The sequence below is a fragment of the Proteus sp. G2626 genome, assembly GCF_009915985.1.
Taxonomy (GTDB): domain Bacteria; phylum Pseudomonadota; class Gammaproteobacteria; order Enterobacterales; family Enterobacteriaceae; genus Proteus; species Proteus vulgaris.
Window position 1 is genome coordinate 156,734 of record NZ_JAABNH010000009.1, and the last position, 23,029, is coordinate 179,762.

The 23,029-nt window shown below is 38.6% G+C and carries 19 protein-coding genes and 1 other RNA gene; 8 read left to right on the forward strand and 12 right to left on the reverse strand.

What is annotated here, in order from left to right; all coding sequences use genetic code 11:
• Positions 1-38: 38 nt before the first annotated feature.
• Entirely contained in the window at positions 39-2,012 is a 1,974-nt protein-coding gene (gene dnaX, locus GWJ05_RS05155; protein ID WP_103005037.1) for a DNA polymerase III subunit gamma/tau, read from the reverse strand.
• A gap of 250 nt (positions 2,013-2,262) precedes the next feature.
• Positions 2,263-2,814 (reverse strand): adenine phosphoribosyltransferase, encoded by a 552-nt coding sequence (gene apt / locus GWJ05_RS05160; RefSeq protein WP_036932856.1) that lies wholly within the window; start codon positions 2,812-2,814, stop codon positions 2,263-2,265.
• 137 nt (positions 2,815-2,951) lie between these two features.
• Between apt and priC the strand changes: the two genes are divergently transcribed.
• Together priC and rsmS are read left to right on the forward strand one after the other, a co-directional pair.
• Entirely contained in the window at positions 2,952-3,494 is a 543-nt protein-coding gene (gene priC / locus GWJ05_RS05165; RefSeq protein ID WP_036932857.1) for a primosomal replication protein PriC, read from the forward strand.
• Positions 3,495-3,504: 10 nt separating this feature from the next.
• Complete coding sequence (gene rsmS, locus GWJ05_RS05170; protein ID WP_072024184.1) at positions 3,505-3,672, forward strand: pleiotropic regulatory protein RsmS; 168 nt, start codon at positions 3,505-3,507, stop codon at positions 3,670-3,672.
• On the opposite strand, the gene mscK is transcribed toward rsmS, so the two are convergent.
• From mscK to acrR, 3 genes are all read right to left on the reverse strand, one after another.
• Positions 3,669-7,091, reverse strand: a complete 3,423-nt coding sequence (gene mscK / locus GWJ05_RS05175) for a mechanosensitive channel MscK (RefSeq protein WP_161681144.1) — start codon at positions 7,089-7,091, stop codon at positions 3,669-3,671. The genes rsmS and mscK overlap by 4 nt on opposite strands.
• 125 nt (positions 7,092-7,216) lie before the next feature.
• Complete coding sequence (locus GWJ05_RS05180; RefSeq protein WP_072069368.1) at positions 7,217-7,570, reverse strand: DsrE/DsrF/TusD sulfur relay family protein; 354 nt, start codon at positions 7,568-7,570, stop codon at positions 7,217-7,219.
• A 28-nt stretch (positions 7,571-7,598) separates the two neighbouring features.
• Positions 7,599-8,243, reverse strand: coding sequence for a multidrug efflux transporter transcriptional repressor AcrR (gene acrR / locus GWJ05_RS05185; protein ID WP_036932861.1), 645 nt, complete (start codon positions 8,241-8,243; stop codon positions 7,599-7,601).
• A gap of 124 nt (positions 8,244-8,367) precedes the next feature.
• Here acrR and GWJ05_RS05190 point away from each other — a divergent pair, with 124 nt between their 5' ends.
• The 4 genes from GWJ05_RS05190 (at position 8,368) to GWJ05_RS05205 (ending at position 13,971) form a co-directional block, all read left to right on the forward strand.
• Positions 8,368-9,561 (forward strand): efflux RND transporter periplasmic adaptor subunit, encoded by a 1,194-nt coding sequence (locus GWJ05_RS05190; protein WP_036932862.1) that lies wholly within the window; start codon positions 8,368-8,370, stop codon positions 9,559-9,561.
• Between the two features lie 14 nt (positions 9,562-9,575).
• Positions 9,576-12,725, forward strand: coding sequence for an efflux RND transporter permease subunit (locus GWJ05_RS05195; protein ID WP_036932863.1), 3,150 nt, complete (start codon positions 9,576-9,578; stop codon positions 12,723-12,725).
• Positions 12,726-13,358: 633 nt separating this feature from the next.
• Complete coding sequence (tomB, locus tag GWJ05_RS05200) at positions 13,359-13,721, forward strand: Hha toxicity modulator TomB (protein ID WP_036932865.1); 363 nt, start codon at positions 13,359-13,361, stop codon at positions 13,719-13,721.
• A 46-nt stretch (positions 13,722-13,767) separates the two neighbouring features.
• The gene (locus GWJ05_RS05205; protein WP_006535062.1) at positions 13,768-13,971 is read left to right on the forward strand and encodes an HHA domain-containing protein; all 204 of its coding nucleotides are present in this window, start codon (positions 13,768-13,770) and stop codon (positions 13,969-13,971) included.
• A gap of 354 nt (positions 13,972-14,325) precedes the next feature.
• Here GWJ05_RS05205 and ffs read toward each other — a convergent pair.
• Positions 14,326-14,422: signal recognition particle sRNA small type (gene ffs / locus GWJ05_RS05210), an RNA gene on the reverse strand.
• Between the two features lie 321 nt (positions 14,423-14,743).
• Here ffs and tesB point away from each other — a divergent pair.
• Positions 14,744-15,619 (forward strand): acyl-CoA thioesterase II, encoded by an 876-nt coding sequence (gene tesB / locus GWJ05_RS05215; protein WP_161681147.1) that lies wholly within the window; start codon positions 14,744-14,746, stop codon positions 15,617-15,619.
• 42 nt (positions 15,620-15,661) lie between these two features.
• On the opposite strand, the gene amtB is transcribed toward tesB, so the two are convergent.
• The 5 genes from amtB to GWJ05_RS05240 form a co-directional block, all read right to left on the reverse strand.
• Positions 15,662-16,954, reverse strand: a complete 1,293-nt coding sequence (gene amtB, locus GWJ05_RS05220; protein ID WP_036932869.1) for an ammonium transporter AmtB — start codon at positions 16,952-16,954, stop codon at positions 15,662-15,664.
• 12 nt (positions 16,955-16,966) lie between these two features.
• Positions 16,967-17,305: a P-II family nitrogen regulator gene (locus GWJ05_RS05225; protein WP_036932870.1), complete on the reverse strand. Its 339-nt coding sequence runs from the start codon at positions 17,303-17,305 to the stop codon at positions 16,967-16,969.
• Between the two features lie 236 nt (positions 17,306-17,541).
• Positions 17,542-19,329: a SmdB family multidrug efflux ABC transporter permease/ATP-binding protein gene (locus GWJ05_RS05230; RefSeq protein WP_036932871.1), complete on the reverse strand. Its 1,788-nt coding sequence runs from the start codon at positions 19,327-19,329 to the stop codon at positions 17,542-17,544.
• A complete protein-coding gene (locus GWJ05_RS05235; RefSeq protein ID WP_036932873.1) occupies positions 19,316-21,061 on the reverse strand; it encodes a SmdA family multidrug ABC transporter permease/ATP-binding protein in 1,746 nt (581 codons plus the stop codon). The genes GWJ05_RS05230 and GWJ05_RS05235 overlap by 14 nt, the downstream gene beginning before the upstream one ends.
• 56 nt (positions 21,062-21,117) lie before the next feature.
• Positions 21,118-21,579, reverse strand: a complete 462-nt coding sequence (locus tag GWJ05_RS05240) for an Lrp/AsnC family transcriptional regulator (RefSeq protein WP_036911686.1) — start codon at positions 21,577-21,579, stop codon at positions 21,118-21,120.
• Positions 21,580-21,736: 157 nt separating this feature from the next.
• Here GWJ05_RS05240 and queC point away from each other — a divergent pair, with 157 nt between their 5' ends.
• Positions 21,737-22,435 carry a 7-cyano-7-deazaguanine synthase QueC gene (gene queC / locus GWJ05_RS05245; protein ID WP_036932874.1) on the forward strand — a complete coding sequence of 233 codons (699 nt, stop codon included), beginning with the start codon at positions 21,737-21,739 and terminating at the stop codon, positions 22,433-22,435.
• 149 nt (positions 22,436-22,584) lie between these two features.
• On the opposite strand, the gene GWJ05_RS05250 is transcribed toward queC, so the two are convergent.
• Complete coding sequence (locus GWJ05_RS05250) at positions 22,585-22,989, reverse strand: acyl-CoA thioesterase (protein WP_036932875.1); 405 nt, start codon at positions 22,987-22,989, stop codon at positions 22,585-22,587.
• Between the last annotated feature and the right edge of the window lie 40 nt (positions 22,990-23,029).

The following is a 23,029-nucleotide window of genomic DNA, read 5'->3' on the forward strand; positions in this document are numbered from 1 at the left end:
AAAAGCCACACAGTATGAAGTCATACAACATGTTGCGATTAAACAGGTCGGATACTCTCTTCATCCAATTCAGCATCAAAATATTGCTGTAATGTTTGAATTGTTTTATCCGTAATAATCGATTGACGCGATAACGCCAACTTTTCATCATAAATGGCTTGTCGCCACTCCAGCGGAGTTTTTACCGCGGGATCATCATCTTCTATAATTGTGAGTGAAATTGCTTTTCCATGCAATTCACTTAATGCATTTGTGAGTGTGCGTAGCGCATTTGCAGAATTTAAATGTTTCTGTCTCGTTCGTAAATGCAAAATCACGTTTTCTTCACTTACTGTCTCTTTATACGCATTTAATGCCAGTTGTTGCACCAATTTAGGTAATGGCATTTTTTCAATTTCAGCAGCCCATGCATCTCTTTCTTGTGATTCTTTCGCGATTTTTGCCGCTAATTCAGGGGTTTTTTCGTATTCGAGAACTTCTTTGATCTCTTTAGGCGAAGATACCGTCTCTTGCGTTGACATCAACTCAGGATTTTGTGGACGCCATTGATACGCTTCTTTTTTCTTTTTCTCGAGTGCATTAGGATTAGATTGACGCTTAGCAACTTGCTGACGTCTTTCACTCACGGCTGCTAGCCGCTCTAATGCACTAGCAGCCGGCTTAGCCTGATTTGGCATTGCCGGTTCAGACTTTTTTGGCGGAGTTTGTTGTTCCGTCCCCTTTATCGCCTGCCGTGCTCTTAAAAGTTGTGCTGCTGGACTATTACCTAATGAGGCATTATTCATAGGTGAAGAAGAACGTGTATTTTGTGACGAATGTATCTGAGGCACTTGTTGGGCATTGTGTTCAGACATTCTATTCGTAGGCAATGACGTAGAAGGTAAAGTTTGTGCTAATGGTGCAGAAGAAACCTCATCAATCACTGTTTTTGGATGAAAAGCCAACGCCCTTAATAACGTCATTTCAACGCCCATGCGTCTATCTGGTGCATAAGCCAGTTCTTTTCGTCCAACCAATAAGGTTTGATAATAGAGTTGTAAGTCTTGTGGTGAAACAGATTTAGCCAATAGGCGCAAACGTTCTTGGGTAAATTGTTCTTGGGGATTATCTTCACTTGGCAATAATTGCAACATGGCAATTTGATGCAATAATGAAAGTGTTTCAACCAAGAAGTTTTCCCAATCGGTGCCCCTTGAAGCCACTTCATTAACTAGTGACATCACTTGTTGACCATCTGCTTTTACTAGAGCTTCAATCAGTGCTAAAGGCTGAGCATCATCAATAGTACCAAGCATTTGGCTAACAACTTCAGTACTGACAACCCCTTCACCACTTGCAATAGCTTGGTCCGTTAAACTTAAAGCATCTCGCATACTGCCATCGGCTGCTCGAGCAATAAGCTGACGTGCTCTTACATCATTTTCAATATGCTCAGCGGTAAGTACTTTTTCGAGTTGAGTCGCAATCTGGTCGATATCTAACGCGCGCAAATGAAACTGTAAACAACGCGATAAAATCGTGACCGGTAATTTTTGTGGATCTGTCGTCGCTAGTAGGAATTTAACGTGCTCTGGTGGTTCTTCTAATGTTTTTAATAGCGCATTAAAACTGTGACGAGAAAGCATATGAACTTCGTCAATCAAGTAGACTTTGAAACGTCCACGTGCTGGCGCATATTGCACATTATCAAGCAGTTCACGGGTATCTTCTACCTTGGTACGCGATGCAGCATCTATTTCAATTAAATCAACAAAACGCCCCTGTTCTATTTCAAGGCAATTTGCACATTGACCACAAGGTTTACTCGTAATGCCTGTTTCACAATTGAGCCCTTTAGCAAATAAGCGGGCAATAGTGGTTTTTCCGACACCTCGAGTGCCTGAAAAAAGATAGGCGTGATGAAGTCGCTGATGATCTAGACCATTAGCTAAAGCCGTCAACACATGACGTTGACCGACAACATCGTGAAAAGTTTGTGGGCGCCACTTACGGGCAAGTACCTGATAGCTCATTGATTCCGCTAAATTTGAACGAGATTTATCTCTATGCTAACACAGGGACGCCCCATTGAGCGAGATTTGTCAGAAACAAATGAGATATTGATGAAAGAACCGTCGAATATTTGACGTGTGTCAGAAAAGAAAATCAATTGTGCGGGCCATGGATATTTATATATCACACACAAATAACACAAAAGTACCCGCACTATTACTCATGTTTAAAATAATGGTGTGAATCACCACACTCTAAACAGTGAAGATATTAATGTCCTGGAAAATCAACTAGTGTAAAGCTGTGAACACCTTGTTTTTCTAAGCGTTCAATACCGCCTAAATCAGGTAAGCAGATAATAAAGGCTGCTTCTGTCACAGTTCCACCTAAACGACGGATAAGACGTGCAGTTGCTTCAATGGTGCCACCTGTTGCCAGTAAATCATCAACCATTAATACTTTATCTTTATCCGTGATACTGTCTTTGTGGATCTCTAAAGTATCTGTGCCGTATTCCAAATCATAAGTTTCACTGAGCGTTTCGCGAGGCAATTTACCTTTTTTACGAACAGGAACGAAACCAACACCAAGACGTAGAGCGACCGGAGCACCAAATAAGAAACCGCGAGCTTCGGTACCCACGACTTTAGTGATACCCTGACCTTGATAGTGTTCTACCAATAAATCAATGGTTGCCTGATATGCAGCAGGATTATCCAGTAATGTAGTGATATCACGAAATAATATCCCTTCTTTTGGATAATCAGGAATGGTTTCAATACTGTCTTTAATAAATTGCAGTTGTTGCGCGTTAGCAGTCATAATCAGTGCCATAATAAAAAACGAAACGATAGAATCTATGCAATATGCCGTTAAAATGCAACAGAAAGCCAGTTAACAACTCTTTTTTGTTGCTTTAAGTCAATTCATGTTTTTATCAAAACAAGGACAAGAACCTGATGAATAAACCTGATCCTTTAAGCTTGTTTAAAAAACAGATAGACAATCTTGCCGAAACACTGGCGCCTATTGCAAACAAAAAAATTGCAGCACCTTGCTTCGACACAGCACTATTCCACCGCCGAAGTGATTCTCTTGGCGGCTATATGCAACAGATCCGCGATAATTTTACCCAGTTAATCGCTTGTGTTGAGGCACAACGAAGCCAGCAAGTTAAATTTCTGGCCACACAAATCCTACAACAAATAGAAGCATTAACTCGTGAATTATCGACACAAACACTAAGAAAGCAAGAGAACCAACTTACTCAACGAAAAAAAAGTGTCGATTTATACCAAAAACTTGCCCAACATCAGGATTATGAGCGCAGACTACAGGCCATGATCCAAGATAGAGAACTTTCATTAACGCAAGCACAGAGTTTTATGCAGCAACAAGAATTGCAAAAAGAAATTGCCACACTGGAGAATCGCCTAGCACGCTGTAAAAACGCCCTTTTCTCTATCGAAAAAAGCATTGAAAAACAAGAGGATAAATTTTAAGGCGATTATTATGAGTTTAAAAGAAGCCCCAGAATCTGTTCAGTTGGCTGTTGATCTTATCTATTTACTTGAAAGTCACCATATTGATCCTAAAACAGCACTAGAAGCCCTTGAGATTGTGCGCCAAGATTATGAAAACAAATTGGCGGCACAATCAACAAATATTCCCCTTAATTAAGCCAAAGGGGGATTCGTTCCAGGTGTTGAACCATCAAGAGGGCGTTTTATCTCTTGTACTTCATCACCTTGTTTATTATGCAAATAAACATCAAGTTGATTAAATGCAATATTAATGTCGTTTTCATTACAAAGCTTATCAATAGCACGATTAACTTCATCAATTGCAATGCTTCTATCCCCTAATGTTCTGACATAAAAACGTAAATCGTGGTTTAGCGTACTGGCGCCAAACTCAGTGAATAAGACGACTGGCTCAGGCTCAGTCATCACTCTGGCATTCTCTTTTGCCGCTTTCATTAAGATAGCTTTGACCTTATCAAGATCAGATCCATAAGCCACCCCCACCTGAATAATAATACGTGTGACTGTATCCGATAATGTCCAGTTAATAAGACGTTCTGTTACAAAGGCTTTATTGGGAATAATCACTTCTTTACGATCAAAGTCTGTCACAGTCGTTGCCCTTATTCGAATTCGACTAACAGTACCAGAATAGCTCCCGATAGTAACGGTATCGCCAATTCTGACCGGTCTTTCAAACAAGATGATTAAACCAGACACAAAGTTTGCAAATATCTCTTGTAAACCAAACCCTAACCCTACCGTTAAAGCAGCTGCTAACCATTGTAATTTTTCCCATGCCACACCTAATATTCCTAGAGAAACAATAGTACCCATAGCAATAATAACGTAGGTTAGAATGGTCGTAATGGCATAAGAAGCGCCTTGTTGCAATTTGATGCGCGATAAAATTAATACTTCTAATAAACCGGGTAAGTTTCGCGTCAAAAACCAAGAAATTGCCATAATAGAAATAGACAATAAGAGATCTGCTACGGTGACAGCTTTGACAACATTGCCTAACTCAGTAGGTAAAGTGTAACTCCAGAGCGAGATACCATCTAAATAGGTAAATACAGTAATAAAATCAGACCAGATACCGTAGAAGCTAGACGCAAAAATGATAAATAAAATCATTGTTGTCAGTCTTAATGATTGCTGATTGATTTGCTCCATATCCATGGGTGGCTCTTGAATTGGCTCAAGACTATTATCTTCGCTCTCTTTTTTTTCTTTTAACATCGCTTGCCTACGCTCGATAGCTCGACGGTAAGCAAGCCTTCGAGCCGCCACGGTTAATCCCCGCAAACTGGCATGATAAGCAATGAACCACAACATAAGCAGATATAAGCTATCAATCCAGCGATTTGCTAAACGTAACGCCGTATAGTAATAACCAAAAATCACTAACCCCATTAAAATTAAAGGCGAGAACGTTAATAGGGTGATCACAACCGTTCTAACAACATGATTGCCCTTTTCTTGCCACATTTCACGGCAAAATGGCAACGCACATAAACTAATACAAAACAGTGAAATAATCGCAACCAATTGCCCAATAACATCACCCACCAGTAATAATGGGTTATTAATACCATAAGCAGAAAGCAAAATAATTGGTAGCATAGGAAAAGAAAGACGTAATAAACGTTTACGATTTTGCTGAACTCGCTCTACAGGGATTTTAAAATGTTTTACAGCAACGCCATTATCAGACATTAAACGATAAGACCATTCAAACATCAGCCAAAATACCGCAAATTGCCAAGCAAAAGACCAGATAAATTCTTGTTGCACATTAAAACTATTTATTAGCCAATAACCAATCGCTAAAACAAAACAAGAAAGAGGTAATGTTTTTAGGAAAACAATGCCTAACGCCAGAGGTGTATGTAGCTGAGAATCTTTATTGAGCTTATTAATATCCCCATTCAGCTTTTCAAACTGAGTATCTAGTTTTTTACGTTGCCAAATCAGTATTGAACCAAACAGAATCAACGCAATAAGGACAGGGAGTGATTTCTTAGCCCCGATCAACAGATTTTCATTTGACCAATTCAATTTAAAACTTTGAAATTCTGCCACTGCTTGAGAAGGAAACGTTGAAAACCAATTGAGATTGATAGGTTTGTTACTACTCACCCAGAAAATCTGTTGTGCTAATGTACCTTCTAAAGAGCTTACAACACTGCGTAATTGTTGCTGATCCATTTGCAGGTTTATCGAACCTGAAATTTGATTACCTAATTGATTATTAAGTTTATCAAGCAACTCTCGACGCGCATCAACAAGTAATTCTAATGCACTACGTAACTCTTTTAGTGCATTAGGATCGGTAACTTCAGGATGAGCTGTTTGGTATTCCTGCATCAACTGATCAAGATAGATATTGGGTTGTATTATCTGATCACGTTGTTTATTAATTTCAAATTGCTCTAACCGCAAATCAGCGATTTTATCAGGTAAATTATTAATAAAAATACCATCCGGCAAATCAACTTGTTCTTCAAATAAAATTCGGGAAAGTAACAAACTTCCTTTTAATACATCAATTTGTTCTTTTAGGTTTCGTTCAGATTGAATAGCTCTGTCTAGGCGGTTTTTCACCATTAAACTATGGCGATTTAACTCATTATTATTTTGTGTTGTAACAATTAGCTTATCACTAAGGCGCTTATTAATTTCTGTTTGCGCTAAATAAAAGGGATCATTATTAATGGCTTGATTATCAAGCTCCGTACTTTGCGCTTCTTTCGCTGTTTCTTCTGAGCTATCTAGGCGTTTATCACTGATGGCTTCTTGAAGCCACTGTGCACGTTCTTGTGAAAGGTCGATATACGCAGAACTATAGTCACGTTGAAGTTGTAATAAGCTTTGTAATTGCACATTTGACTGTAGCGTGCGCTTTTGAAAATTGTTTTGTTGTTGAAGGTAATATTGCTCTAATTGCAATAACTGCACAGCAGAAGGTCGCATCTGCGCTTTATCTGCACTACTTTTATTCAGCAATGTTCTTATTTGTTGCAGTCTTTCTGAATTATTAAATAAAATAGATTGCGCCCTTTCAGGCTGAGTTTGTAATACGATAAGTTCATTACTGTAATTAGCCAAATCATCTTGAGATTTTTGTAAAGATTGCAAGACACTTTCTAATTGTGATTCCAATGTTGCTAATGGTAATGTTTCCAATGATTTTTGGTAGTCATCCACTTCTTTATTGGCAACTTTTTGTTTTAATTGATTGAGTTGATATTGCGTACTACGCAGTTTCTCAGGTAGTTGCTCTACGGTTTTATTATAATTTACTGATTTTTTTTCTAGCTGTTGAATATTATCAAGTAATAAAAGTGATTGTTCTAAATCCGCAATAGTTAATTTATCTTCTGCGCTTAACTCGCTACGTTTGTTTAATAAATTGAGCTGATTTTGAATATTTTCTTGAGTAGGTAAATTGGTGGGAACCGCAGCTAAAACGGAGGTGATGGAGAGGCACCAAAGAATAAAAATAATAACCGTGATAGCGACAATCGTCGTCATTCGATTATTAAAGGAAGAAAAAAAAGTATGTATCCGCATGATTAAGCAACTTGTTCAATTAATATTGAAAAACTGTTTATTAGTATAATCCAATTACGTTAAATTGGCAGTGTAAACAGAACAAGTTGCTTGGATGTTTCTCGCCTGAGAAACCGAAATAATGATCAGAAGGTTAGTATTTTATCTGCATCTAGCGTCCACTGTGCTAAATCAACTAATGTGCCTAACTCTGCACCATCAACTAATGGTAAGTCACTGATACCGCGGGTATCTGTACATGTTTTGCATAATTTAACAGGAACATTTTGTGCTGTTAAAATTTCCAGCATTTGTTGTAAGTTATAACCTTCTTTAGGCTGTTGGCGAGCTAAAGCTCCCGTAACAGCATCCGACATTAAAAAGATATTTAATTGAGTTTCTGGGTGCTGTTCTTTTAATGTAATAGATAAACGCAACGCGTTAAATAATGACTCATTACCATAAGCCGCACCATTAGCAATAACTAATACCTTACTCATGAATGTCTCCCTTTTGTTTAATAATAGATTAAGAGGGTGCAGATATTCTCATATTTGCACTGTGCTTTATCATATCAATAAAGCTATCAACCAAATATTGACTTTCATCTTTGATAGAAAAACTTTCTGGTGAAAATAACCAGTTTTCGGCAAGACCAGTCATCATGGCTCTTAACATGATGGCGGCCCTTCTTAAATTAAGGTTGGATGGGAGTTGTTTTTTTTCAACACAACGAGATAAAGATTGCTCTATTCTAGAGTAATCAGCTGCACACAATTCTCTACGAATTTCAACAATTGGTGTCATTTCTCCGACAAATTCGCATTTATGGAAATATATTTCCAAAAGTGCATTATGTTTAGGATCTTCGACAATCGATGTCAATATGTAAATAAGCAATTCTCTTAATACAAATAGTGGATCATCTGGGTATTTTGTTTGATACTCTATTTCTAAAGATTCTATTTTTAAGTCGGTGAGTTCGCACGCTTCAGTAAATAAATCCACTTTATTTTTAAAGTGCCAATATATTGCACCACGAGTAACACCGGCAGCGGTGGCAATATCTGAAAGTGATGTGGCAGAAACGCCTTGCACAGTAAACAGCCTAAGTGCAGCATCAATTATCTGCTGTCTTGTCTCTTGTGCCTGTCGTTTAGTTTTTCGTGCCATTATTCCTCGATTTTGACTGAAGTTAATTTACATACATTCATGTATGTTTGTACTATACATCGCAATCAATCATCAACTTAATTATTTTTATCCCGGGAAACAACGTTTGAATAGAGGTTTTCTTATGCGAAAAAACAGAGGGGTTTTGCCTCTGGCTCTGTTAGTGCTATCAGGCAGCTTGGTTCTTGCTGGATGTGACGACAAAGCTAAACAGTCTGCTGGGGGTCCACCTCCTGCACCGGCTGTCGGTGTTGTGACTTTAGGAGCGCAATCTCTGACAATCACCACTGATCTACCAGGTCGTACATCAGCCTTCCGTATTGCTGAAGTTCGCCCTCAAGTTGGCGGCATTATTTTAAACCGCAATTACAAAGAAGGTAGCTATGTAGAAGCAGGTACATCTTTGTACCAAATCGACCCAGCTATTTTTGAAGCAACGTTAAATAGTGCGCAAGCTGAATTAGCGAAAGCTAAAGCTAATGCTGAAATAGCTCGTCTCACTGTGGAGCGTTATAAGCCTCTACTGGGTACAAACTATGTCAGCAAACAAGATTTTGATACTGCAACGTCTCAATATGCGCAAGCTGTTGCGGCCGTTAGAGCAGGTGAAGCTGCTGTAACGACAGCAAAGATTAATCTTGAATATACAAAAGTGACTGCGCCCATTTCAGGTCGCTCAGGTAAGTCTACTGTGACTGAAGGCGCACTTGTCGCGCCAGGTCAACAAGTGGCACTCACCACTGTTCAGCAAATCGATCCGATTTATGTCAACGTGACACAATCGAGTGAAGATTACCTGAAACTTAAAAATGAAATTGAAAGTGGTGTTATCCGTCAAGAACAAGGTAAACCTGTTGTTCATTTAACATTGACCAATGGGCAAGCTTACGCACAGAAAGGTCATTTAGAATTTTCTGATGTGACTGTTGATGAAACCACAGGCTCAATTACGATGCGTGCTATCATACCTAACCCCAATGGTGAATTATTACCAGGTATGTTTGTCCGTACTAAATTAGAAAATGGTATTCGTCAAAATGCAATTTTGATCCCACAGCAGGCCGTTATTCGTACAGCTCGTGGGGATGCAACAGCAATGGTTGTTAATAAAGACAATGTTGTTGAAGTTCGTACCATTGATGTGTCACAAGCTGTTGGTAATAAATGGCTAGTGAATAGTGGTGTTCAGGCGGGTGAGCGCGTTATCGTTTCTGGATTGCAAAAAGCAAAACCCAAAATGACAGTAACGCCTCAAGAGGAAAATTTAGATGCAAAGCCATCACCTGAACAAACTGAGCCAGCTAAGAATCCTCAATAAGGAGTCGGTGATCCATGCCTAAGTTTTTTATAGATAGACCGATATTTGCGTGGGTAATTGCGATAATTACCATGCTCGCAGGTCTTCTGGCACTCATCAAACTGCCTGTTGCCCAGTATCCAACGATTGCACCGCCAGCGATTTCTATCTCTGCGGTTTATCCTGGTGCTGACGCCACCACTGTGCAGAACACTGTTACCCAAGTTATCGAACAAAATATGAATGGTATCGATAATATGGTGTATATGTCTGCAACCAGTGATTCAGCCGGTATGATGAATATCACTCTGACCTTTGAAGCAGGTACTGATCCTGATATCGCGCAAGTACAGGTGCAAAATAAACTGCAACTTGCTATGCCGTTATTACCTCAGGAAGTGCAACAACAAGGGATCAGTGTTGATAAATCCTCAAGTTCATTCTTGATGGTTGCGGGGTTCATCTCTGCTGACGGCTCAATGTCACAAGATGATATCGCAGACTATGTAGGTGCAACAATTAAAGACCCGTTAAGCCGTGTTACTGGTGTGGGTGAAACTCAGTTATTTGGTACCCAATACGCAATGCGTATCTGGTTAGATCCCGATAAACTAGTAAAATATAACATGACAACGCTTGACGTTATTGGTGCAATCAAAGCACAGAATAACCAAGTGGCAGCGGGTCAATTAGGGGGCACCCCTCCTGTTCCTGGTCAGCGTTTAAACGTATCTATTATTGCTCAAACTCGACTTAATACCGCAGAGCAATTTGGCGACATCCTAATGAAAGTCAACACTGACGGTTCGCAGGTTAAGCTAAAAGATCTCGGTATTGTTGAAATGGGTGCTGAAAACTACAGTACTATTGCTCGCTTTAATGGCCTACCTGCTTCTGGTATTGGTATTAAGTTAGCAACGGGGGCCAACGCATTAGATACCGCAACGGCAGTACGTGCTGCATTAGCTGAAATGGAACCATTTTTCCCTGCGGGATTAGAGGTCGTTTATCCTTATGATACAACGCCATTCGTTAAGATCTCTATTTTCGAAGTGGTAAAAACGCTTATTGAAGCCATCATGCTGGTATTCGTAGTTATGTATCTGTTCTTACAGAATTTCCGAGCTACGTTAATCCCAACAATCGCAGTACCGGTTGTTTTATTAGGTACTTTTGCCATACTCTCGGCGTTTGGTTATTCGATAAATACTTTGACGATGTTCGCAATGGTTCTTGCCATCGGGCTTCTGGTGGATGACGCCATCGTTGTAGTAGAAAACGTCGAACGTGTTATGCAAGAAGAAGGGTTGTCACCTAAAGAAGCAACTCGTAAATCTATGGGGCAAATCCAAAGTGCGCTGGTCGGTATCGCCCTTGTGCTTTCTGCGGTATTTATTCCAATGGCATTCTTTGGTGGTTCAACGGGGGCTATCTATCGTCAGTTCTCGATCACCATCGTATCAGCCATGATCCTGTCTGTTTTCGTTGCATTGATTTTAACACCTGCACTTTGTGCAACAATGTTAAAGCCTGTACCCAAAGGCAGTCATGGTGTGCAAACTGGCTTCTTTGGTTGGTTTAACCGTACCTTTGAAAAAAGTAGCCATCACTATACTGACAGTGTATCCCGTACTCTTCGTGGAACTGGTCGTTACTTATTAATTTACGTTTTATTAGTCGTGGGCATGGCGTTAATGTTTATCCGCTTACCCGCATCGTTCTTACCTGAAGAAGACCAAGGGGTATTACTGACAATGGTTCAGTTACCTGCTGGCTCTACACAGGAACAAACTCAAGACGTATTAGAAAGAGTAAATGACTACTTCAATACTGATGAAAAAGAACTCGTTAAGTCCGTCTTTACCGTAAGTGGCTTCGGCTTCGGTGGTCAAGGGCAAAATATGGGTCTAGTCTTCGTGGTATTGAATGATTGGGATGAACGTAAAGCAGATGAAGACAAGGTTCCGGCAATTGTAGGTCGTGCCAATATGGCATTATCTCAAATTAAAGAAGCCTTTGTTTACTCATTTAATATTCCAGCGATTGTTGAGTTAGGCTCTGCGGGGGGTTTCGAATTCGAGTTAGTCGATAAAGCTAACCTCGGCCATGAAAAACTCATGGAAGCGCGAAATCAATTACTCGGAATGGCGGCACAACAACCTCAAATGTTAATGGGTGTACGTCCTAATGGTCAGGAAGATACATCACAGTATCGTCTATATATCGATCTAGAAAAAGCGCAAGCTCAAGGTGTTGCAATTAGCGATATCTATTCAACATTAGGTACCATGTTTGGTGGCAGCTACGTCAACGACTTTATCGACCGTGGTCGTGTTAAAAAAGTTTATGTTCAAGCTGAATCACAATTCCGTATGTTGCCACAAGATATCGGTAATCTTTATGTTCGTAACAATGTCGGTCAGATGGTTCCATTCTCATCGTTCATTGATACAAGTAAAGATCCTTGGTTATATGGCTCTCCACGTTTAGAGCGTTATAACGGTTTACCTGCTGTCCAAATTCAAGGTAGTGCAACACCGGGTCAAAGTAGTGGTGATGCAATGCTGATGATGGAAGATCTCGCAAGTAAATTACCAAGTGGTATCGGTTACGAATGGACAGGAATGTCATATCAAGAGCGTTTATCTGGTAACCAAGCGCCTGCGCTGTATACCATTTCCTTGATAGTCGTATTCCTCTGCCTTGCTGCTCTTTATGAAAGCTGGTCAGTCCCCTTCTCCGTTATGTTAGTCGTCCCTCTGGGTGTCATTGGCGCGCTTGCATTAACCTCATTAAGGGGTCTTGAGAACGACGTTTACTTTAAGGTTGGGCTCTTAACAACCATTGGGTTATCGGCGAAAAACGCAATCTTGATTGTTGAATTCGCCAAAGACTTGATGGAAAAAGAAGGAAAAGGACTCATAGAAGCAACGTTAGACTCTGTTAGAATGCGTCTACGTCCAATTCTAATGACCTCTCTGGCCTTTATGTTAGGGGTTATTCCCCTTGTATTAAGTAATGGTGCGGGTTCTGGTGCACAGAACTCTGTAGGTACAGGTGTATTCGGTGGTATGATTGCCGCAACCTCCCTCGCTATCTATTTCGTTCCTATTTTCTTCGTCGTGATCCGTAGACGATTTACGAAGAAAAATGAAGATTTAGAGCATCCAAGTAATTCACACTAATTTGTTGTGAATACAAAAAGGCCACGTAAGTGGCCTTTTTCTTTATCTATTGATATATCGTTTAAAATGAAAACTTCTCTCAGTATATTATTTTAAAAAAATATCCCTTTAATCAATAAACGCATTTTATTTTTTTTCTTATATATGACTTTTTGTCAAAATCAAACAATACTGTTATTTATAAATAACAACAGTAAATATACCTCATTTACACGCTTAAACATGTAAACACCAATAAAAATAAAGATAATCATGATGTTAAAAAATGATCATCTTGATTGGGATTTCTTAATTTTTACGAAAATAGACAAATTTCTGTTGTTCAGATAGTGACTTATGCGATAATAGTGCTATATTAAGCAAAGAAACATTTTATTGTGTCATTTTTAAACTCTCTTGTATGCAATCGAGTGTTTGATATCGCCTTTCGATATGCTATTACTTTGTTAGAAATAATAAATATAATTATTAAACGCTTTTAGCATACAGGTAAATATAAATACCTGATTTTAAGTTTATGTTTTTTTTATTAATCCATTAATGAATTATGTGATATGTCTCATTAATAATTGTTCATTCTACGTATTTACCATTATTAATGAATATTTCCTATTAATTCACCCACGATAAGTTATGGACGAATATTCACCAGAAAAAGTAGATTTAGCTGAATTGTCGTTTTTATGTGAGGAGCTATTACAGCAAGCTTTAGACTCTTTAGATAAAAATAACACTGTTTGGCACAATGATCTGAGTAGCACAAAAAGTGTTGACCTCAATGTCTTAATTGAACACATTATGGACTTTAGTTGGAAATTTAAGATAAAACATCCAGATAAACAAGTAATTAATACTCTTATGGAAGAGTACCTTGAAGAGACATATCGTTTATTTGGTAATACTTCAATTTCTTACACAGATATCAATAATTGGAAAGAGTTAAACCATTCGCTTTTAACTCTTATTGCTAAAAATCCCAAAAGTTATATTAAGTAAATTTAATTATCTTTAGTTTTATTTGAAATAATAGAGAAAAGACAACATGACTAAGACAGACTATCTAATGCGTTTAAGAAAATGTACCTCAATCGAAACATTAGAGCGAGTAATTGAAAAAAACAAATATGAGCTCTCTGATGATGAACTAGAGCTGTTTTATTCAGCAGCTGATCATCGTTTGGCTGAACTGACTATGAATAAGCTCTATGACAAAATTCCAGCTTCTGTTTGGAAGTTCGTAAGATAATCTAGCACTATTTAATTATCTTAATTTTATTTTTGCTATTTTTATTTTTTATTATAGTAGGGTTATTATTTCTTAATTTAGATATCGTTTTTTTATTCACGTTTTCTTATCAGTAGAATGATTACACACCATCATGCCGTTAACTTATTACGGCATGACAGCACTATTTTACCCAAAATACCCCATTTACAAATATCATCATTCATTTTCAAATGACGCATCAATACATTAAATTTATTATTTCCCATATAGACGATATTGATATTCGCAAGAAAATATAACATGCAAAAAATGCTATTATTGGAGATAAAAAATAGGAGGGTACGAATTTAAGAGGGTTAAAATTGGGTGGGGCCTTGCCAGCGACATCCCGGCACACGCGACACCTGCCATGGCTGCTTCCTTCCGGACCTGACCGAGTTAACAAGTTAGCGTTGCGGGAGAACCAACAAGACCCCATAGATTGCCTTATTGCTAAGACGACACGCATTATGTTTTAATCTCGCCAAAATAGCAAGGACAGTAAGCCTAAGTGATGATTAATTACCCAAATCAAGGATTATCTCTTATTTAATAGCCTTTAACACTCTTTTTGCCTCTCATAAATCCATCAGACCGTATTCAATAAGCTAATAAATAATAATCTCATCAACTATGTTCATAAAACATTAGGTTGAGATCTAAGATAAAAAGGAGATTATTTTTTTATATTCTTAGGATTGTATATAATCACTTTATAAAAAATAACCCGATCTAATGGTACAGGTACACTATGAGTCAGGCATTAAAAGATCTCATCAACTTGATGGCACTTGAAAAAATAGAAGAAGGCCTATTTAGAGGGCAAAGCGAAGATTTAGGGCTACCTCAAGTTTTTGGTGGACAAGTTGTAGGACAAGCGCTGTACGCAGCAAAACAAACAATAGCAGATAACCGCTATATCAATTCCTTTCACAGCTATTTTTTACGTCCTGGTGATAGCCATAAACCCATTGTTTATGACGTAGAGTTTATTCGTGATGGTGGTTCATTCAGTACTCGTAGAGTCAGTGCGATTCAGCATGGTAAGCCCATTTTTTATATGACAGTTTCTTTTCAAGAGTTTGAAGAGGGCTTTGAACATCAAGATACAATGCCTGATGTTCCGTTTCCCAATGAGCTTATCTCTCAAGATGATATTTTGAAAAAAATGGCTCCTAAATTACCAGAACCCATTAAATCTTTAGCATTACGAGAAACGCCTTTTGAAGCACGCCCAGTGCAATACTTTAACCCTTTTGGCTACTCTAAAGCCCCCGCAGAACGCTATGTTTGGTATCGTAGTCGTGGCAACATGCCATCAGATCCATTTCTACATCAATATATGTTAGGTTATGTTTCTGATTTTGACTTCTTACCTACGGCACTTCAACCTTATGGTTTAGGATTTATGGATCCAAGCCTTCAAGTGGCCACAATTGACCATTCCATGTGGTTTCATCGTCCATTTCGTATTGATGATTGGTTACTGTATGTGATTGAAAGCCCATCAGCATCAGGAGGAAGAGGATTTGTTAGAGGGAAATTCTTTAATACAAATGGTCAGTTAGTTGCTTCATCCGTTCAAGAAGGGGTTATTCGCCAAAAACGCCCTAAGCATACAAAATAATAAATCAGCATATTCCCCCCTCAAAAGAGGGGGAATAGACAATTACTGCTGATAAGCTCTTTCACCATGAGACGTTAAATCTAACCCATCATGCTCTTCTTCTTCAGAAACACGTAATCCCACCAGCTTATCTGCGATTTTAAAACCAATATAAGCCACAACACCTGACCAAATCACCGTAATAACGACACTCATTAACTGTATTAAAACTTGCTTGCTTAATGTCATGCCATCGCTATAGCCCACTCCCCCTAAAAATGAAGCCGTAAATACCCCCGTTAACAAACATCCCGCAATACCACAAGTACCATGAATACCGAAGACATCACAAACATCATCAACTTTTAACCACCGTTTTAAAATAACAACGCCCCAAAGTCCGATAATTCCACCTGTTACACCAATAAATAACGCCCCCATAACACCAACAGTACCAGCTGCTGGCGTAATCGCCACCAGCCCAGCAATACAACCAGAGCAACTGCCTAGCATCGATGGTTTTCCTCTGACTAACCATTCAGATAAAGTCCAAGAAAGTACAGCTCCTGCCGTTGCGATTACCGTATTTAAAAATGCTAATGCCGCAATCGCATTTGCACTACCAGCAGAGCCGGCATTAAAGCCAAACCAACCAATGTAAAGTACAGCCGTTCCTGTAAATACCATCGGTAAATTATGCGGTTTAAGTGCTGTATGTTGATAGTCACGACGCTTTCCAAGTAAGTAAGCACCAACAAGGGCTGCAATAGCGGCATTGATATGAACCACTGTTCCTCCGGCAAAATCGAGTGCTCCATCATCAATTAACCAGCCGCCTTCTCCCCATACCATGTGAGCAATCGGGATATAAGAAAACGTGAACCAAATAACCGTAAAAATTACCAATGCTGAAAAACGGACACGTTCACCCAGTGCTCCAACAATCAATGCAATCGTTATCACAGCAAAAGAGCCTTGAAAGGCAATATGAACATATTGATTAATTGAACCAGAAACAGATCCTAGAGAAACATTATTCAAGAAAGTAAGTGACCACCCACCCCAAATTTTATTACCTGCAGTAAAAGCCAAACTATAACCGAACGTTATCCAAAGAATGACCACAACACTAAAGATCATCATCACTTGTGTTATCAACGAAAGTACATTTTTACTTCTCAGCAATCCGCCATAAAACAAGGCAATGCCAGGAATAGTCATAAAAAAGACCAACGCAGTACATATCAACATAAAACCATTGTCCGCGTTATCAATTACAGTGACTTCAGTGGCAAGTGCTGATGAAGGAAAGTTTGTAAGCACTAACATTAATAATAAAGAAAATAAGCTTTTCATCAAAATTCTCCTTTAAAGTGCTTCATCACCAAACTCACCCGTACGAATACGAACAGCTTGCAATAATTCCAAAACAAAAATTTTGCCATCTCCCACTTTGCCGGTGTCTGTCGCTTGCATGATCGTTTGCATAACAGGCTCTAGTTGTTCATCGCAGACAGCGAGTTCTATTTTTACTTTAGGGAGAAAATTAACTTCGTATTCAGCTCCTCGATAAAGCTCAGCATGCCCTTTTTGCCGTCCATATCCTTTTACTTCACTAATTGTCATCCCTTTTATACCTAACTCAGAAAGTAATTCTCTGACCTCTTCTAATTTAAATGGCTTAATAATGGCAATGATATATTTCATATAAACCTCGTCGATGTGAGAAAGAACAACGTTTATAGAGCAAAAGATATGCCAACTATTAATACATTGATATTTAAAAAGAAAATTAAATCATCAAAAAATAAAATAAATAAATTCACCGTATTGGTGCAACAATAAGCCGACTATTTTGATAAAAGCAAAATAGTCGGGAAAATAAAAAAGGGCACATAATTTTTATGTGCCCTCTAAAAAATCAGATGTTAATTTTAAGTCAATTATTCTACTTCAACAGGAGCTTGTTCTTGTAAAGACTCTCTGACTTGCTGTAATTGATACATATTATAGTATCGCCCTTTTTGTGAGAGCAATTTCGCGTGATCACCCTGCTCTACAATTGCACCACGATGAAGCACCACGATTTCATTAGCTTCAATAATCGTAGAAAGCCGATGGGCAATAACAATTAGGGTTGTTTTCTCTCTTACGACTTTTAATGCCTTCTGTATGGCTTGTTCTGTTCCTGAATCAATATTGGCTGTTGCTTCATCAAGAATAAGAATGCGAGGTGGTAGTAATAATACACGAGCTAATGCAAGTAACTGTTTTTGCCCCGCTGATAATCGACTACCTTGTTCACCGAGTTCTGTTTGTAATCCTTGAGGTAATGCGTTCACCCATTGATCGAGTTGTACTGTTTCTAACACCTGCCATAGACGTGACTCGTCATATTCTCGCCCTAATGTAATGTTGTCATGTAACGAACCGGACAATAAGACCGGATCTTGTTGCACCATGGCAATACCACTACGCAACGCATAATGAGAGTAATCCTCTAAAGGTTGGCCATCTAAATAGATATTCCCTTTTTGCCAAGGGTAATTTCCCATTAACAGGCTTGCTAACGTACTCTTACCACTTCCAGTATGCCCAACGAATGCCACAAAATGGCGTGCAGGAATGGCTAAATTGATATCTTTTAATACCCATTGTTCATCGCGATAGGCAAACCATAGGGAATTAACATCGATATGACCTTGAGTAATGATATGTGATGATGAACCGTAATGTTGCAAAGGTGCATCCATTAATTCAAACACTCGCTCACCTGAAACAACTGCTTGTTGCAAAATAGACTGTTGAGATGTCAGTGTGATTAAGGGTTCATTTAAACGTCCTAAATAACTAATAAACGCATAAATGACCCCAACACCAATAACAGCACTGCCTTGATAACCAAATAGCATCAATAAGCCACATAAAACCAATGCAGAGAGCATACTTAACAAAGGACGTAATAACAGACCATCGAGTTTTAATGCCTTCATACGAGCTTGGTAATGTTGCCAGCTATCATCAGACATTCTTTTACCAAATCGAGCTTGTTGCCTAAATTGCTGGATCACTGACATCCCATTGATGACTTCATGGAAACCATCATTAATATTGGCAAGAAAATGGCGCACATTACGGACTATCGGTGTACTGAGTCGCTGATAAAGCATCATCACACCAATAACGGCAGGAAAGATAGTCATCGCCACTAATGCCATTTGCCACTCTAATAAGAACATAGCAATTAACATAACAACCACTAACGCAATGGCGCGGAATAATGTCGGTAATACGTTAACAAATAAATCTTTAATTGTTTCAGTATCATTTGTTACACGAGAAATTAATTGACCTACTGGCTGATTATCAAAAGCACTTAAAGGTTGTTTTAGCGCCGCACTCATTACGTCAGTGCGTAATTGTTGCACAACACCGACCGCGGCATAATTAAATACAATCGCCTGATAATAGTGAAGAGCAGCAGCAATTATTTGTAAGAGAATAAATGCCAATGCCAAACTTAATGAAGAGACTAATTCAACATTATTCGTAGCCACTTTCGCATCAATGAAATAACCCACAATTAATGGCCCACCCACTTCTGCAACAGCCGCGAGCCACAACATAATGACACCCCATGTCATAGGTTTGCGATAAGTTTTACCATAAGTTAACAGGCGCTTTAATGCAGGGAATAGCGCTTTAACGGATTTATTTTTATTCATCGTCATCCAGCGCAGCCTCTAATTGCTGATAATGGTACATATCTTGATACCAACCAGGTATTGATATTAGTTGTTGATGCGTACCTTGTTCTACTATTTCACCTTGTTTTAACACTAGGATATGAGTGGCGCCGACCAAAGCAGATAAACGATGTGCACTGATAATCAACGTTCTATCTTTTCGCCATTGCGACAAATTTTGTAAAATTTGATATTCAGTTTGCCCATCAACGGCAGATAATGCATCATCTAATAACAAGATTTCCGCATCTAAAAGTAGTGCTCGCGCAATAGAAATACGTTGCTTCTGCCCACCGGATAGCATCACGCCTTTTTCACCTACCTGTGTTTGATACCCTTCAGGTAAACGTAAAATATCGTCATGAATATTCGCCAGTTTTGCCACTGCTTCAATTTCATCTTTGGTTGCATTAGGACGTCCTAGTGCAATATTTCCTGCAATGGTATCTGAAAATAAAAAAGGTGTTTGATTAACCACGGCTAAACGTGCTCGCCATTCATCGAGTTTTAATTGATAAATAGGTATGGATTGAAAACAAATCTCCCCTTCTGTCACATCATAAAGTCGTTGAATAACAGTAAGCAGTGTGCTTTTACCACTTCCTGTCATTCCACAAATTCCCAACATATCACCAGGGGATAAGATGAAATGAATATTTTTCAGCACCTCAGTCGTTTGTTCAGGATACTGAAAGCGCTCGATATCAACCGATAATACACCTCGGCCTTGTTTTGGTGATAAATCACCATCAATCATATCGAGTTTCTCATTCAATAAGCTATTAATTCTGCTATAAGCTGCACTACCACGTTCAACAATATTAAACATCCATGCCAGCGCCAACATAGGCCAAATCATTTGCCCTAAATACATAACAAAACTGGTTAATTCACCTAGTGTCATCTTGTCATTGAGTACAAGATAGCTCCCGCCAGCAACGGCGAATAAATTAGCAAAACCGATCGCCATAAAAATGGTGGGGTCAAACAAAGCATCAATTCTTGCGACACGCATATTTTGTCGCCCCGTTTCTTTTGCAACATCCTCAAAACGAGTGGCATGCTGTTGTTCAAGCCCGAATGATTTGATCATGCGAATACTGCTCAGGCTTTCTTGAGCTTGATTATTCAATGAAGAAAAAAGTGCCTGTGCGGTTTTAAAACGGCTATGTAATTTATCACCATAACGTTTAATCAACATTGCCATTAATGGCATAGGTAACAGTGAAATTAAAGTGAGTTCCCAGCTTAACTGGATGCTCATCATCACAAGTACAGCAAGTCCCATCACCATTGAATCGACTAAAGTTAAAACACCTTCGCCAGCAGCAAAAACGACTTTATCGACGTCATTCGTGGTACGTGCAATTAAATCACCAGTGCGATAGCGGTGATAAAAAGAGGAAGATTGCTGATTAAGCTGTTGATAAATCTGCATTCGTAGCTTTACAGCTAATTGATAAGAGGCCCCAAATAACCAAAGACGCCAAAAATAACGCAAAAGATAAACCGCAATAGCAATTAACACCATCACGCCAACCCAATTCATTACTTGGCTAAACGACAGATTATGGTTATCGACACCATCCACAATGATCCCAACAATTTTAGGCGGGATCACCTGTAATACTGCGATAACCATCAATAAGAAAATAGCACCGACATAACGACGCCATTCACTGAGGAAATACCAACTGAGCTGTGAAAATAGAGCCACGCCTTAAATCCTAAGGTTATACAAAAAATAAAAGTGCCAGTTGGTAAAGATGAACCTTATTCAGGTATCGGCATTGCCGTTGTGTATTTAATTTTTTCCATTGCGAAGTTAGAAGTCACGTCAATAAGGCCTGGTACACCATTAACCATACGCTTATAAAACAGATCGTAACTTTTCATGTCTACCACTTCAACATGCATTAGATAATCACACTCACCCGCCATTCGATAGAATGTCAGTACTTCTGGCATTTGCTTAACAAATGAAACAAACTGTTCGTACCATTCGCTATTATGTTGCTGTGTTCTAATCATAACAATAACTGTTAGACCTAGCCCAATTTTTTCGCTATCAAGTAGAGCAACTCGCTTACGAATATACCCTTCATCCTCAAGTCGTTTCAATCGTTTCCAGCAAGGTGTTGAGGTTAGGTTAACAGCCTCAGCCAAAGTATTCAGTGAGAGGCTTGAATCTTCCTGTAACAGCGCTAATAATTTACGGTCAATCTTATCTAACATAGATACTCCTTCAAAATATGCCCCTACAAAAATAATGATAACCTGCCCCTGACTATAAGAGTAATCATCTAATGATAAATCGGTAATAAATTGTCATAATATATGTACTTTTATGCGTACTAATCCTTATGTAAATTCAATTTTCAGGAGTATTCCGATGAAAAAAACGGTCGTTGTCTTTAGTGGTGGACAAGATTCGACAACATGCCTTATTCAAGCAAAAGAAAAGTACGATGAAGTACATTGCATTACATTTAATTATGGACAACGTCATAAAGAAGAAATTGAGGTAGCACAAAAAGTAAGTCAATTGCTGGGGGCAACTGCGCATAAAGTTTTGGATGTAAATTTACTCAATGAACTCGCTATCAGTAGCTTAACTCGCGACAATATACCTGTTCCTGATTTCAAAGAAAGTGAAAAAAGTGATATTCCAAGTACTTTTGTCCCAGGTAGAAATATTGTTTTCCTCACTTTAGCCGCCATTTACGCTTACCAGATTGGGGCTGAAAGTGTCATTACTGGCGTTTGTGAAACTGATTTTTCTGGCTATCCTGATTGTCGTGATGAGTTTGTCAAAGCGCTAAATCATGCGGTCAATTTAGGTATTGCACGTGATATTAAATTTATCACCCCCCTAATGTGGCTAGATAAAGCAGAAACTTGGGCATTAGCGGATTATTATCAAAAATTAGATTTCGTTCGTCATGAAACCTTAACATGCTATAACGGTATTCAAGGTGATGGTTGTGGTGAATGCGCAGCTTGCCATTTAAGACAACGCGGATTAAGCACCTATTTAGCCGATAAAACGCTAATTATGCAGGCAATGAAACAGAAGATAGGATTGAAATAAATACTATAATATCGCCCGCTTATCGTTATCACTGCAACTTACTCGCTAAGACAGTGATAACTAAATAGGCATTATCACTGCCTTAAATTATGTTAAATTAATTCATATTGAGCGCATTACTTTTATTTATAATGAAAAATTACGCTGTATTATGATGACTGACGTACATATTCTAGTTTTTCCCTTAATTGATCCGTTAATGTCAGTGCTTTTTTAGTATTAATATCAACAAGAACAAATGTGATTAATGCGTCAGAGATAAGTGCACCATCTTTTTTTCTCACTATCTTTTGAGATAGCACACCACTTTTAATCCCAACTTCAGCAACTTCACAATCAATAAGTAATTCATCACCAAGGCTTGCAGGTAAGCGATAATTAATATTGATATTAGCAACCACTAACGCTAAGCCATTACGCTTAAACCAAGCAAAGTCTAAATGTTGTTCAATCCAATCCCATCGAGCCTGTTCTAAAAACTCAAGGTAACGTGCATTATTTACATGTTCAAAAACATCTAAATGAAAACCATAAACTTTAATTAATGTACTCATATCAATCCATTACCTCTTGATTATTATAGTAAGTTTTTTT

Coding starts and splice junctions, on each gene's coding strand:
- dnaX (WP_103005037.1), bottom strand. CDS start 2,012: ATGAGCTATCAGGTACTTGCCCGTAAGTGGCGCCCACAAACTTTTCAC.
- apt (WP_036932856.1), bottom strand. CDS start 2,814: ATGACTGCTAACGCGCAACAACTGCAATTTATTAAAGACAGTATTGAA.
- priC (WP_036932857.1), top strand. CDS start 2,952: ATGAATAAACCTGATCCTTTAAGCTTGTTTAAAAAACAGATAGACAAT.
- rsmS (WP_072024184.1), top strand. CDS start 3,505: ATGAGTTTAAAAGAAGCCCCAGAATCTGTTCAGTTGGCTGTTGATCTT.
- mscK (WP_161681144.1), bottom strand. CDS start 7,091: ATGCGGATACATACTTTTTTTTCTTCCTTTAATAATCGAATGACGACG.
- GWJ05_RS05180 (WP_072069368.1), bottom strand. CDS start 7,570: ATGAGTAAGGTATTAGTTATTGCTAATGGTGCGGCTTATGGTAATGAG.
- acrR (WP_036932861.1), bottom strand. CDS start 8,243: ATGGCACGAAAAACTAAACGACAGGCACAAGAGACAAGACAGCAGATA.
- GWJ05_RS05190 (WP_036932862.1), top strand. CDS start 8,368: ATGCGAAAAAACAGAGGGGTTTTGCCTCTGGCTCTGTTAGTGCTATCA.
- GWJ05_RS05195 (WP_036932863.1), top strand. CDS start 9,576: ATGCCTAAGTTTTTTATAGATAGACCGATATTTGCGTGGGTAATTGCG.
- tomB (WP_036932865.1), top strand. CDS start 13,359: ATGGACGAATATTCACCAGAAAAAGTAGATTTAGCTGAATTGTCGTTT.
- GWJ05_RS05205 (WP_006535062.1), top strand. CDS start 13,768: ATGACTAAGACAGACTATCTAATGCGTTTAAGAAAATGTACCTCAATC.
- tesB (WP_161681147.1), top strand. CDS start 14,744: ATGAGTCAGGCATTAAAAGATCTCATCAACTTGATGGCACTTGAAAAA.
- amtB (WP_036932869.1), bottom strand. CDS start 16,954: ATGAAAAGCTTATTTTCTTTATTATTAATGTTAGTGCTTACAAACTTT.
- GWJ05_RS05225 (WP_036932870.1), bottom strand. CDS start 17,305: ATGAAATATATCATTGCCATTATTAAGCCATTTAAATTAGAAGAGGTC.
- GWJ05_RS05230 (WP_036932871.1), bottom strand. CDS start 19,329: ATGACGATGAATAAAAATAAATCCGTTAAAGCGCTATTCCCTGCATTA.
- GWJ05_RS05240 (WP_036911686.1), bottom strand. CDS start 21,579: ATGTTAGATAAGATTGACCGTAAATTATTAGCGCTGTTACAGGAAGAT.
- queC (WP_036932874.1), top strand. CDS start 21,737: ATGAAAAAAACGGTCGTTGTCTTTAGTGGTGGACAAGATTCGACAACA.
- GWJ05_RS05250 (WP_036932875.1), bottom strand. CDS start 22,989: ATGAGTACATTAATTAAAGTTTATGGTTTTCATTTAGATGTTTTTGAA.